The sequence below is a fragment of the Actinomadura sp. NTSP31 genome (assembly GCF_041951385.1).
Classification (GTDB): Bacteria; Actinomycetota; Actinomycetes; order Streptosporangiales; family Streptosporangiaceae; genus Spirillospora; species Spirillospora napierensis.
In genome coordinates this window covers 14,636-27,402 of the sequence record NZ_JBGNUT010000058.1, presented here as the reverse complement: position 1 = coordinate 27,402, position 12,767 = coordinate 14,636, and the positions used below count along the sequence as shown (strand labels likewise).

Below are 12,767 nucleotides of genomic sequence, written 5' to 3'. Positions count from 1 at the left end.
TTCCACCGCCATGATCCACCTCGCAATGATCGACCTCATGAGCCGCCGCCTCACCGGCGAATCCACTCCCACATGGCGGGGCACCTGACCCGAAATCAAACGGAACTCGCAGGATGAAACGCCCAGTTAGTCCTCAGTGCGGCTGCATCACTCGTGTGAATCGTCGACGCTCGTCCTGCAGGTCGTTGAGATAACTCTTCCTCGTCCTAGGCCACTTCCGCAGCATAGGACGAGGAAGGTGCCGGTTCCCGCCCTAAACGGTTGACGGGTGGAGCCGGGCCGTGCGCCGTTCGATGTCCTTTTCGCTCGCGCCGGCGAAGGCCATGATGTCGGCCAGCCGGAAGATTCGACCGGCGCCGCCCCAGTTGCCGTCCGCGACCTCGTTGACGATCACCCAGACGCGGAGGCGGTCCGCGGGGGCCGGCTTCCGGCCGGCGTCCTCCGCGCGCAGGACCTGCTCGGTCACTTCCGCGACCAGGCCCGCCTTGGCGTCGTCGTCGAGCGTCGCCTGCGGCACACCGACCTCGACCCGGTAGCGGGGCTCGGCTGCGGGGCGGCCCGCGACAGTGACGAGCGCGGGCTCGTGCACGAAGGTCCAGGCGATCGACTCGGCCGCCTTGTTCCCCGGATCCGCGCCCTCCCACCTCAGGAGGATGCCGGTGAGGTCCTGCATGAGTTCGGCCTTCGCATCGTCCGTGAGCGTGCCGCTCGGCAGCGTGAGATCGATCATCGGCATGGTTCCGGGCTCCTCGCAGCAGTGAGTTCACTTACGCTACTAACTTTAGCTCAGTGAGTTCAGTAGAGCAACTAGGATGGCCCGTATGCGTCGCACCCGTTTCGACACCTGGCCCTGCTCGATCGCCCGCACCGTCGATCTCGCGGGCGACTGGTGGACTCCGCTTGTCATGCGCGAGGCGTTCTACGGTGCCCGTCGATTTGATGAGTTTCAGCAGCGCCTCGGCCTGAGCCGCAACGTCCTCGCCCAGCGCCTCGACCGCCTTGTCGAGGAGGACATGCTCAAGCGCGTCCCCTACCAAGACCGCCCGGTACGCCACGAGTACCGGCTGACAGAGAAGGGACGCGACTTCTTCACGGTGCTCGCCGCGATGATCCGCTGGGGAGACCGATGGCTGGCCGGCCCCGCCGGGCCTCCCGTCGAGCTCCGCGACCGCGCTACGGGTCTCCCGGTCGACATCGCGGTGGTCGATGCGAAGACAGGCCGTCCGATCGACATCCGGGAGATCGTCGCGACGCCGGGCCCGGGACTTCCCCAGGAGCTGGCCCGAACGCTTCGAAAAACAACAGCGCCGGGTTCCTCCCAAGGGGATAGCACACGCTGCGAATAGGGCCATCGGGCGCCACGCCTGGGCGACGTTCATCAGCGATTTCCGGTGAAAATGGAGTCAGGATGCTGCCTTGCTCCTATTTTCTTCCGGCTGCGGCGCGGGTGAAATACGAGTAGAGCATCGCCCACAAGACAACTCCCAGTGTCGCGGCCGTTATGACCGATAACCAGAGGTGGCCTTCCACGATCAGGCATGCCCAGATCAGCCAGGCGGCGCTGCCCAGGAGCACCAAGTGCGGGCCACCGTACAGGCCACAGAACATTGGCGGAGCCGTGACCAGGATGCCGGCCAGAACTCCCGCCGCGGCGCCAGCTCCCTCGGCGTCATTCAGGCCGGCAGTAAGGACCGGAATCAGCAGCAGCATCGGGACGAAGGACAACTCCTGGAGGCCGAACGGGACTCGCTTGGTGCCGAACGACGCAGTGTTCCGGTCGAGTTCCCCCGCATTGGCCACTGGAAGCGAAGCAGCGATGCGCCGCCGCCCCGCGAGTCTGGCCACGAGGTCGGTGACCGCCGGCACGCCGATCGTCACGCCGACGGCCAGACCCAAGGGGAAGATGTCGGCCTCGTCCCCCCGGCCGGCCATCGCGAGGACGAGCTGCAGCGCTGCAAGGCAGAACACAAATAGCCCGGCTCCCAGAACCAACAGAGCAAGCCAGCCGAGCAGGCAGCCCAAGGGCCCCGACCAGGCACGTGGTGTCTGGTCGTTCGATGGCCGGGACCGCCCTGCGTTTCGCTGCTTCCTCCTCCGATCCCTTCGCTGCCTGATCTTTCGATCGTTTCGAGCTCTCTTCTTCCGACCGTCGCGTTGTCTCGGCATCTCCCTTGCCCATCGATGGAAATGTCCCCGCGTCCTTATGAGTGCGGTTGCGAAGACGACCTCCGGGACCGCCAAAATTGGTCACCTATCCCCTATTCCGAGGGTGGCCATTTTGGTGTGAAGGGCGGCGCGTCCGGCCTCAAACGCCGTGTGCAGCAGGGCGTCGTCCGTTTCGAGGCGACCGATGCGGGGTGCGGAATCGGACGGGCGAACCGACATGACCGCTGGGCCGGAAGCGACGTCGTCGATGTCGTGCTCGGCCAGTAGGCGGTCGTCGTCGGCCAGACGGACGTTTCTGCCGAGAAAGGCGGCTCTGAGTTCGGGAGAGTACCTTCGTAGGCCGACGCCCGCGATCAGCCGGCTGCTGCGCGACGGGCGGTCCGCCATGCGCGCCCGGTCCGCGGGCCGGCGTGATCGCAGCACGAGGACGTGGGTCGCGCCATCCCGCAACGCTTGCCGGAAGGGGATCGACTCGGCGAGTCCGGCGTCATAGTAGGTGTGTTCGCCGAGGCGGACCGGGCCGCCGGCGAGCAGTGGCAGTGCCGCGCTGGCCCGCAGCGCCAGGCGCAGACTGGCCTCGTCGATCACCTGGTCCCGGAGGTTGACCGCTTTCCCCGTCATCACATCGGTCGCCAGCAGATGGAACTCGATGGCGCTGGCCAGTACCGAGGCGTAGTCCAGCGGGAAGTCTTCGAGGTAGAGCACCTCGACCAGGCGTTGGACGTCCACCAGAGGGCGGCCGAACAGCATATTGCGTTTGCGGATCAGCGCCCGGACAAAGGCGGGTTCCGTCCAGCCACGCAGGCCTTCGGGGTGAGAACTCAGGAGCCATGCGGCGGATATGGCCCCGGCCGAGGCTCCGTAGATGGCGTCGAACAGGGGCAGAAGGCCCAGTTCACTCAACGCCAGCGCCATACCGCCTGAGACCGTCCCGCGCATCCCTCCTCCCTCGATGGCCACGGCGACCCGATGACCGTCGGTGCGGTGGCCGGGGCGGCCGGCATTCGCCGAACGTTCGGCGAGCACGTCGATGAGACGGTGCCGTTCGATGCGACTGGCGACGGAGTCCATCGGTTTCTCCAGGTCAGTGGGAAGGCACATCAGTCGGGGATGTTCGATCAGCGATTCGTTGCGGATGAGGGCCTTGGCGGCCGCGTGGTCAAGGGAAACCTGGTTGTGGACCCGCGTTCGTGGGAGCGACTGCCCGATCCTGTGTCCTGCGGACCGATCGCAGCACGCTGAGAACGCTCACCGTGCCGGCCATCCCGGCTGCGCAGATCAGCGCGTACGGGGGGACCAATGCGACGACGGCGCCGCCGATGGCCATGCCGATACCTTGGAGGGTCATCAAGCCGGCGCCCAGCAGAGACATGGCCCGGCCGCGCATGTCTTCGGGTACCGCTTGCACGAACCACTGGTCCATGCCCAGGGTGTAGGCGGCACACAGCCCGGTGAGCAGCAGCAACGCGACCGCGATCGGCATCGGCGGATGGATGGCGAACGCGGCCATCGGCAGCAGCGACACGGCCGCGAGCGGCACCGCAATCCGGTCGCGGACGGCGGGCTCCAGCAGGGCGCCGGCCAGCACTTCGCTCACCGCGGTTCCCGCGGGCATCGCGGCCAGCAACAGCCCGAAGCCCGCCGACCCCACTTCCGCCGCTTGAGCGAAGGGCGCGGCGACTCCTTCGGCGACAGCGAAGAACATCGGCGGGACCCACCACATCAGCAGCAGTGCGCGGATGCGGGGCTCGCCCAGCAGATGCCCAGCCGAGGCAATCGACTCGCGCATCACCGCGCCGTCCCGTGAGTGCCGCGCCGGCCGGTCGCGGGTGCCCAAGCGCAGTAGCAGCGCCGACCCCAGGAAGGTCCCCACTGTCACGCACAGCGCGGTTCGCGGCGATAGCCACACCAGCGCCAGGCCGCCGAGTCCGTAGCCGATGATCTGGGCGCTTTGCGAGACGATCCGCACCAGCGAGCGGCCCAGAACGTATAGATCCCCCCGCAGGATGTCGGCCAGGCTCGCCGCCCGCGTACCGGTGAACAGCGGCGAAATCACCGAGATGGCAAAACGCAAGACGAACAGCAAGGTCAGCGGAGTCGCCGGAATGACCATCAAGGACACACAGACCGCTGACAGGAGGTCGCAGCCGACCAGCACCCGGCGTGCGGGATACCGGTCGGCGATGCCCGACAGCAGGACCCCGCTGAGCGCGTAAGGCAGGAACCCCAAAGCGAAGACCAGGGCCGTCAACGGCGCCGAACCGGTCTGGCGAAAGACCAGCACGGCCAACGAGACCTCGGCGAAAAAGCTACCCAGCACAGAAAGGACATGGGCCGCGAAGATGGTCCGGAATTCCTTGACCGAGAACACAGCACCGTAGGAGGCTCCGACGCCTATTCTGCTCTGCGGGGAGCCAGGATCATCTTGCGATCCACCCGGTGGACAGGACGATGCCACCACTGAAAGGTGCTCGCTTTCCATGAGTGTGACAGCACAGACGGAGACGGCAACGACTCCGTCGGCATCCGCCGCTCAGCGACAGGATCGGGGACCAGCGCGGCTGCCCGAGACACCCGCGCCGGCCCCTGGATCAGCGCCAAAGATCTCCGGACCGTAACGGCCGAGATCGGATTTCAGTACTCACCTGCTCACTTGCAACTGGGGAACCACGACATGTCGCTTCACCTCCTCCGCTTGTCGTTTATGCCGCCCGCCCGAAGCGGGCGGTGGATGTCGTCTCGCATCTGACGGTTGTCCCGACGTCATGGGGCCGGGAAGCCTGCACGTCGGCGTCTGCGGGCCAGGCCCAGGCGTGGGCTCCCCGAGGCTTGACACCGGTGGTGAGGAGGTTGGCCAGCAGGTCGATGTCTCACCATAGGATCGCCGAGAGGCCCAAGTGAAGGGCCAATTACGAGGAAGATGATTGGGCCGATCTAGTGCTTCCTCGCTGGCATCACGGTTCGTAACGTGGAAACCCGAACCCGAGAAATGACGTCTCGTTTTCACCCGCGGCTTTGTATCGTTCGTTTCGGTCGCTGCGCCGCGGAGGGCGCGGTGGTGGCAGGGGATTCGGCCGGCGGCCGATCCAGCAGGTGGCGGCGCAGGAAGGACAGCTCGGCCTCGACGGCCCGCTCGTGTCCGTCCAGGAACGGCTGGTAGTGCCCGCCGGGCAGCCGGACGAGTTCGGCGCGGGGGGCGCGGTCGGCCGCGGCGATGGCCGGTGCGGCCAGCGCCGACCGGTCCTCGTCGCAGACCAGGACGAGCAGGGGACAGTGGATCCGGGACGCGTGACGGCCGGGCCGGTAGAAGCCGAGGCCCAGCGCGAAGCGGGCGGCGGCCTCCTGCCGCCAGTCGGGATACCGGTCGCCGGGGTTGAGCGCCTTGTCGGTGTCCAGGGCGTCGGGCGTGGTGAGGAACGCGACGGTGCCCGGCTCGCCGTTGAGGGGGACGAGCAGGGGCGCCCGGCCGACCAGGCCGCCGAGGGCGTCGAGAACGGCCAGGCCCGTGAGGCGCAGCATCGCCGGCGGCGTCTGGTGGCGTGCGGCGTTGCGGACGATGGCCTGGCAATCGGCGTTCGGCGTCTGCGCGATCGCCGCGGCGACCCGCCGGTCGCGTGCCGCGACGTGCAGGACGTGGCCGCCCGACAGCGAGAAGCCCCAGAGCGCCAGCCTGCCCGGATCGACTCCCGGGAGCGTCGCCGCGAAGGCGATCGCCGCCTGCCAGTCGGCGAGCTCGTCCTTGACGCGCACCACCTGGCGCGGCCGGCCCCTGCTGGCGCCCAGCCGACGGTGGTCGAAGGCCAGGACGGTGAACCCGGCGCCGGCGAACCGCTCCGCGAACGGATCGGTGCCCGGCCCCTTGGTCACCGCGAACCCGCCCGCCATGATGACGCAGGCGCCGTTGGTCCCCGGGTAGTGCCAGGCCGCGCATTCGGCGTCGCCGCTGGCGAAACGGATCTTCTCGCGTTCTACGGACATCCGCGTACCGTCCTTCCGGTGAATTCGGATCGATCGTCGACGCTGGTTCAGCCGCTCGACGTTCTGCCTTCGAGCGGTTCGGTGCCGCGCTCGAGCGACGGCGCGGCCTGGACCTTTGTCGTGGTGGGGTCGTCGAGTTGCGGGATGGCTGCGGTGTCGTGCATGAAGGTCCTGGGCCGGATGAGCGCGCCGCAGATGACGGCGGCGGCGAAGAACACCGCGGCGGCCCACCAGTAGCCCACGGCGAAGCCGTGGACGGTGGCTCGGACCGTGGTCGCCGGCCCCGCCGGGTGGTGGTGGAGGTAGCGGCTGGTGGCGGTGGCGGCGAAAGTGCTGATCAGCGCGACGCCGATCGCGGAGCCGATCTGCTGGCTGACGTTGTTGATCGCGCCGGCAGTGCCGGCGTCCTCGGGTGCGACGCCCTGCTGCCCGATCGCGATGGACACCACGAGGGCAGAGCCGATCCCCGCGCCGACCAGGACCAGACCCGGCAGGACCCAGGACGCGTAGCCGGAGGTGGCGCCCGCCTGGGCGAGGAGGACGGAGCCGATCGCCGACACGGTGAGGCCGGTGGCGACGATGCCGCGCATGGACAGGTGTTCGAGCAGTCGCCCCTGGGTGGTGGTGGCTGCGAAGCCGATCGCGATGGGGAGCGGCAGGAACGCGAGTCCCGTCTTGACCGGGGAGTACCCCAGGACTCCCTGGAAGTAGTAGGTCAGGAACAGGAACACCGCGAACAGGGCGAAGTAGCCCAGGGCTTGGGCGAGGTAGGCCGCGCCCCGGTTGCGGTCACCGACCACGTGCAGCGGGACCAGGGGGTAGGAGTCGTACTTCTGGAAGATCGCGAACGCGACCAGCAGGAGGGCGCCGGCCGCCAGCGAGGTGATCGTGACGGTCGCGCCCCAGCCGTCGGTCTCGGCCCTAGCGCTGCCGAACACGAGCCCGAACAGCCCGGCCGAGCCGAGGAGGGTGCCCGGAACGCTCAGCCGCGGCCTGTCCGGGGTGCGGGAGTTGGTCAGCAGGGCCAGGCCCCCGGCGATGCCGGCGGCGGCGAAGGCGATGTTGACGTACATGCACCATCGCCAGTCGACGTAGTCGGTGAGGACGCCGCCCAGCAGCAGGCCGAGCGCGCCGGCGCTTCCGGACACGGCGCCGAAGATCCCGTAGGCCTTGTTGAGCTCCTTCAGGTCGGTGAAGGTGACCGCGATCAGCGACAGCGCGGCGGGTGCGAGCGCCGCCGCGAAACCGCCCTGGAACGCGCGGGCGCCGATGAGCGTGCCGACGTTCGGGGCCGCGCCGCCGGCGGCCGAGGCGGCGGCGAAGCCGGCCAGGCCGATCAGGAACATCCGTTTCCGCCCGAAGAGGTCGGCGAGGCGGCCGCCGAGCGGCAGCAGGCTGCCGAACGCCAGGACGTAGGCGGTGATGATCCACTCTCGGGTGGGGTCGGAGAAGCCCAGGGCGCGCTGGGCCGAGGGAAGCGCGACGTTCACCACGGTGGAGTCGAGCAAGATCATGATCTGCGCGACCAGGACCACTCCGAGGATCAGCCACCGGTGTTCATGGTGCGGATCGGGGTGGGCGGGCGCTCCGGCGGGAGGGCCGACGGCAGGGTCGGCCGCGCCGGCGGGGTTCAGGTGGTCCGGGACGCTCATGGGGTGCTCCGGGTTCGGGTGGTCGAGCGGCGCCTATGGTGAGGCCCCTCTCAGGTTCGTTCCCACCCTAACACTAACCTGAGGGGTGCCTCACATAAGTATCCTCGGAGCATGCCGCCGCCCGCTGAACCCTCCGGCGTGCCCGCCCGGCCGCGGCGCCGCGACGCACAGCGCAACCGCGAGCGCTTCATCGCCGCCGCCCAGGCCGCGTTCGCCGAGCACGGCGCCGACGCCTCCCTGGAACAGATCGCCCGCGACGTCGGCCTGGCGATCGGCACGCTCTATCGGCACTTCCCGACGCGCATCGACCTGCTCATGGCCGCCTTCGAACCGAAGCTGCAGGAGTTCGTCGAGACCGCCGAGAACACCCTGGCCATGGACGACCCGTGGGAGGGCTTCCGCGCCTTCCTCGAATCGCTGTTCGCAATGCAGGCCGGCGACCGCGGGTTCAACGACCTCGTCTCGATGCGCTTCCCCGCCAGCGACCGCACCGAGGCCATGCACGAGCGGCTGTACCAGCTCATCGAGGCGAACCTGCGCCGAGCCCAGCAGCACGGCCACGTGCGCACGGACATCATCGAGGCCGACATCATCACCCTCGTCTGGGCGAACGGCCGCATCCTCGAAGCCACCAGCCACACCGCACCGCACGCCTGGCGGCGCAACCTGCACCTCATGATCGACGCGTTCCGGGCCGCCAACCGGCACGAACTGCCGGAACCCCCGCTGACCGGCGAACAGCTCTACGCGGCCATGGTCCACCTGAGCCGCTAACGCCCGACCGCACAACCCAGGTTCCCGAGCAAGGACTCATCACCATCACCGGCGACTACGACAACCGGATCACCGCCCGCACCTCCGACGGCTGCACCTGGACGCTCCTGACCCGAGGCAACACCGCACACCTCGACCCCGCCGTCCAGACCTGTATGACCACTGCGGCCACCGGCACGACGCTGCGCTACTGGGCCATCGCAAGCGACGGACACCGGCAGGCGACCGTGATGGCCGGCGCCGATCCGCGAAACGGAGAATTCTCCCTCAGCGCCGGTACCCTCACCAAGAACTGACGCGACGCCACAGTCCCGTCCCGGCCTCCCGCCCCCGTTTTCGATCGCCGGGGCAGGGGCCGACGGTGGCGTCACCTCCTGGCAGCCGCCTGCGGGGCGCAGGCCGGGACCGCGACGGACTGCACGAGGTCGACGTTGTCCGGCAGCGACCGGTGATCGGGCCGTACGGCCACCCCGTCCCCACCACCGCCCGCGCCGCCTAGTACTAGGTACCTTGATCATTTCGGTCCGTCAGGACGGCGCTGGTCAGGCTTGCCGATAATCGGACGCTTGTGGCATCGCCGCAGGCTGGCAGCGGATGTGGCCATGTAGTGGTAGCCGCGGCACCAACTTCACGGATGATTCCCAATGAAGTTGTCAAGTGGCCCTGATGCGTCTCGGGACGGGTCAGGCTGCGGTGACGACCGGCGGGGATGGTTGGTAGAGGCGCCGGTTCCGCAGCAGCGCCCACAGCACGTTGACGCGGCGGCGGGCGAGGGCCAGGACGGCCTGGGTGAGGTGCTTGCCCTTGGCGCGCTTGCGGTCGTAGAACCGCCGGGATCCGGTGCAGGTGTGGAGGCTGATCAGCGCGGACCGGTAGAAGACACCTTGCTGCCCGCGGTGGTAACGGACGGGGCGGTGCAGGTTGCCGCGGCTGCGCCCGGAGCCCCAGGGAGCCGGGCCAGGCCCGCGAAGTCGGCGAGCCGGTCGGGGGTGCCGAAGGCGTCCATGTCGCCCCCGGTGACGGCCAGGAACTCCGCGCCCAGGATGGTTCCGAGGCCGGGCAGGCTGTTGATCACCTCGGCGAGTTCGTGCTGGCGAAATCGGCCCCCGATCAGATGCTCGACGTCCTTGATCTGCTCATTGAGGGCGATCACAGCCATGGTGTGCACGAGCGGGCGCGGCGGGCGGTCAGCAGCTTCAGCTCGACGGTGATCTCATCACCGGGCCGCAGCTGGCTCAGGTCCCGGCGCATTCGGGCCTGGTCAGCGATGTTCGCCTCCCGGGCATCGGTCTTGCTCTGGCCTCGGTAGGCACCCAATCCGCGATCGACGGCGCGGCCGGGAATGTACAGCAGTGCCTGGTCGTGTTCGACCAGCAACGCGATGACCAGGGCCGCGCCGCCGTCGCCCAGGTCCACCGCCCGGGTCGCTTCGCCGAACTCCAGCACGTCGCCGATCAAGAGCAGCAGGCCGGGTTCCTCGTTAGCGACGTGGCGCGACAGCAGTCGTTTGCCGTCGGGGTCGATCACCATGCACTGGTGGTGGGTCTTCCCGGCGTCGATCCCGGCCCAGATCTGGCGCATCGTGCTCCCGTCCGTCGCGGTCACCACTCCCACAGACGACCACGCCGACCTGTCCCTACACAGTGATCAGCTCGGCGCTTGCCAGTGGGAGAGCCGCCGGCTACTCCAGCCGGACCTGACCTCGAGGCTCATCGGGTGGGGCAGATAGCCGACTCAGCGTTCCACGCCGGTGTCGGTCTGAGGTCTGAGTTGAGGTGTCCGCCGAGCCGCCGTGACCGGCTCGCGGAACCGGAGCGGCCGCGGCCGCACCTTCCTCGAGGTCGGGCAGGCCGCCGTCGCCCGCGCCCTGCACACCGCCCGCCGCGCCCTTCCCGCAGGGCCCGAGCGCACCGCGATCCGCCACGCCCTGGACGACCTAGCTGGTCAGCTGGCTCCGATCGGACGGCGAGCCAGTAGAGCACGTCGGCCGGACACCGCCCGGCATGTTGCCTGATCCACCCACCGGTGGTAACGTGGCAGTAGTTGCAGTTGTGGTTCCCATAAGCTTATGTGCGCCTGCTGGTACTCACCTCAGGCGCATTTTTTGTTTCCCCGGTAGTCCGTCCGGATGGGGTCATTACGGCGACGCGTGGCTCGCAGAGTGTGGGCTCCGTCATTGCCTTTCGGAAGGGACGAATATGACTACTGGCACCGTGAAGTGGTTCAACGCGGAAAAGGGCTTCGGCTTCATCGAGCAGGACGGCGGCGGCAGCGACGTCTTCGCGCACTACTCCAACATCGCCGCTCAGGGCTTCCGTGAGCTCCAGGAGGGCCAGAAGGTCCAGTTCGACATCACGCAGGGCCAGAAGGGCCTGCAGGCGGAGAACATCGTTCCCGCCTGAGAACCGAACAGTGCGGTGCCGGGCCCACACCTGAGCCCGGCACCCCGCCTGCCGGCAGGAAACGATCTTCCTGTCGAGGCGTACGTCTGATCCTTCAGGGGCGTAGCCCTTCTGCGGCGTTCCGCCATACGGCTCCCCCAAGTACTCGGCTGCGGGTTCTCGGCTGCACACCGCTCAGCCCAGAGCCCGTCCTTCAGCCGCCTTCCGCGGTATCACGCGACGCCCTTTTCGGCTTCGGCGTTGCTTCGCGGCTCACTTTGGTTCGTTCTTGCGATCGCTCCGGCCACGGGCTGCGGAGTCTTCCTCGAAACGCGCCACTTCAAGGAAGGCTTGCACATGACCCATGGCACCCGTCCGTCTCAACGTCGCTTCTCTCACTCGCCTACCAGTGCCTCGCGCCAACCGGCCGCCCGGCGGCAGAACGACTTCGCGCTTCCCGTCAGTTCCACGCCGCCGCTGCCCCCGGCCGCGTCGTTCGCCGAGTTGGAAATGCCGGCGGCCCTGCTGTCCACATTGACCCGACAGGGGATGGCGGAGCCGTTCGCCATCCAGGCCTCGACGCTTCCGGACGCGTTGAACGGCCGCGATGTCCTCGGCCGTGGACGTACCGGCTCGGGAAAGACCCTCGCCTTCGGCCTGGCGATGCTCGCCCGTAGCGCCGGTCGGCGCGCCGAGCCGCGTAAGCCGCTGGCCCTGGTACTCGTCCCGACTCGGGAACTGGCCGTGCAGGTCACCGACGCCCTCATGCCCTACGCCCAGTCGGTCAAGCTTCGGTCGGCCACCGTTGTCGGCGGCGTATCGATCTCCCGGCAGGCCGCCGCCCTCCACCGCGGCGCGGAGATCCTGGTCGCCACCCCGGGACGGCTCAAGGACCTGATCAACCGGGGCGCCTGCAGCCTGGAGCACGTACGCACCACCGTCTTGGACGAGGCGGACCAAATGGCCGACATGGGTTTCCTGCCGCAGGTCACCGCCCTGCTCGACCAGGTCGCCCCGGGCGGTCAGCGGATGCTGTTCTCCGCGACGCTGGATCGCAATGTCGACCGTCTGGTCCGGCGCTTCCTCACCGACCCGGTCGTCCACTCGGTCGATCCGTCGGCGGGAGCGGTGACCACCATGGAGCACCACCTGCTGCACGTCACGGATGCGGACAAGCAGGATGCCACCACGCACATCGCCGCCCGCGACGGCCGCGTCATCATGTTCGTCGACATGAAGCATGCCGCCGACCGGCTGACCCGCAACCTCCTGAACAGCGGCGTACGCGCTGCGGCACTGCACGGGGGCAAGTCGCAGCCGCAGCGCAACCGCACTCTGGAGCAGTTCCGCAACGGAGACGTCTCCGTCCTGGTCGCCACGAACGTGGCCGCGCGCGGCATCCATGTCGATGGACTGGATCTGGTCGTCAACGTCGACCCGCCCAACGACCACAAGGACTACCTGCACCGAGGCGGCCGCACTGCTCGCGCGGGCGAGTCCGGCACCGTGGTCACCCTGGTACTGCCCAGGCAGCGCCATGAGATGGACCGGATGATGGTGACGGCCGGCATCACGCCGCACTCTGCGCGGGTGCGGTCCGGTGACCCCGAACTCAACCGCATCACCGGTGCCCGACCGCCCTCCGGTATCCCCATCACCATCTCCGCTCCGGCCTCCGAAGGACGGCGTGACAGCGGAGCCGGGCGTAACCGCCGTCCCGCGCGAAACCGCCGCTCCCAGCGATTCGCGACGACCGAGCGCGCCGGCAGATAGACAACCGGTCGACGCTCGCGGGACTTCACCGCGGGGCGTCGCG

The 12,767-nt window shown here is 68.6% G+C and carries 11 protein-coding genes and 1 pseudogene; 5 read left to right on the top strand and 7 right to left on the bottom strand.

Annotated features, from left to right (window positions below; genetic code table 11):
* Nucleotides 1-253: 253 nt before the first annotated feature.
* Nucleotides 254-736, bottom strand: coding sequence for a 4-oxalocrotonate tautomerase family protein (locus ACA514_RS47525; RefSeq protein WP_375048144.1), 483 nt, complete (start codon nucleotides 734-736; stop codon nucleotides 254-256).
* A gap of 85 nt (nucleotides 737-821) precedes the next feature.
* Between ACA514_RS47525 and ACA514_RS47520 the strand changes: the two genes are divergently transcribed.
* Entirely contained in the window at nucleotides 822-1,346 is a 525-nt protein-coding gene (locus ACA514_RS47520; protein ID WP_375048143.1) for a winged helix-turn-helix transcriptional regulator, read from the top strand.
* A 76-nt stretch (nucleotides 1,347-1,422) separates the two neighbouring features.
* Here ACA514_RS47520 and ACA514_RS47515 read toward each other — a convergent pair whose 3' ends face one another.
* From ACA514_RS47515 to ACA514_RS47495, 5 genes are all read right to left on the bottom strand, one after another.
* Nucleotides 1,423-2,022, bottom strand: coding sequence for a hypothetical protein (locus ACA514_RS47515; RefSeq protein WP_375048142.1), 600 nt, complete (start codon nucleotides 2,020-2,022; stop codon nucleotides 1,423-1,425).
* Between the two features lie 225 nt (nucleotides 2,023-2,247).
* Nucleotides 2,248-3,237 carry a patatin-like phospholipase family protein gene (locus tag ACA514_RS47510; protein WP_375048141.1) on the bottom strand — a complete coding sequence of 330 codons (990 nt, stop codon included), beginning with the start codon at nucleotides 3,235-3,237 and terminating at the stop codon, nucleotides 2,248-2,250.
* Nucleotides 3,238-3,325: 88 nt separating this feature from the next.
* Nucleotides 3,326-4,537, bottom strand: a complete 1,212-nt coding sequence (locus ACA514_RS47505; protein WP_375048140.1) for an MFS transporter — start codon at nucleotides 4,535-4,537, stop codon at nucleotides 3,326-3,328.
* A gap of 632 nt (nucleotides 4,538-5,169) precedes the next feature.
* A complete protein-coding gene (locus ACA514_RS47500; protein WP_375048139.1) occupies nucleotides 5,170-6,144 on the bottom strand; it encodes an alpha/beta hydrolase in 975 nt (324 codons plus the stop codon).
* Between the two features lie 47 nt (nucleotides 6,145-6,191).
* Nucleotides 6,192-7,796: an MFS transporter gene (locus ACA514_RS47495; RefSeq protein WP_375048138.1), complete on the bottom strand. Its 1,605-nt coding sequence runs from the start codon at nucleotides 7,794-7,796 to the stop codon at nucleotides 6,192-6,194.
* Nucleotides 7,797-7,907: 111 nt separating this feature from the next.
* Between ACA514_RS47495 and ACA514_RS47490 the strand changes: the two genes are divergently transcribed.
* Nucleotides 7,908-8,570 (top strand): TetR/AcrR family transcriptional regulator, encoded by a 663-nt coding sequence (locus tag ACA514_RS47490; RefSeq protein WP_375048137.1) that lies wholly within the window; start codon nucleotides 7,908-7,910, stop codon nucleotides 8,568-8,570.
* 155 nt (nucleotides 8,571-8,725) lie between these two features.
* Nucleotides 8,726-8,866 carry a hypothetical protein gene (locus ACA514_RS47485; protein WP_375048136.1) on the top strand — a complete coding sequence of 47 codons (141 nt, stop codon included), beginning with the start codon at nucleotides 8,726-8,728 and terminating at the stop codon, nucleotides 8,864-8,866.
* Nucleotides 8,867-9,253: 387 nt separating this feature from the next.
* Here the strand turns inward: ACA514_RS47485 and ACA514_RS47480 are convergent.
* Nucleotides 9,254-10,151: pseudogene (locus ACA514_RS47480) on the bottom strand (transposase).
* A 617-nt stretch (nucleotides 10,152-10,768) separates the two neighbouring features.
* On the opposite strand from ACA514_RS47480, the gene ACA514_RS47475 reads away from it, so the two are divergent.
* Together ACA514_RS47475 and ACA514_RS47470 are read left to right on the top strand one after the other, a co-directional pair.
* The gene (locus ACA514_RS47475; protein WP_089315009.1) at nucleotides 10,769-10,972 is read left to right on the top strand and encodes a cold-shock protein; all 204 of its coding nucleotides are present in this window, start codon (nucleotides 10,769-10,771) and stop codon (nucleotides 10,970-10,972) included.
* A 336-nt stretch (nucleotides 10,973-11,308) separates the two neighbouring features.
* A complete protein-coding gene (locus ACA514_RS47470) occupies nucleotides 11,309-12,724 on the top strand; it encodes a DEAD/DEAH box helicase (protein WP_375048135.1) in 1,416 nt (471 codons plus the stop codon).
* The last annotated feature ends 43 nt before the right edge of the window (nucleotides 12,725-12,767 follow it).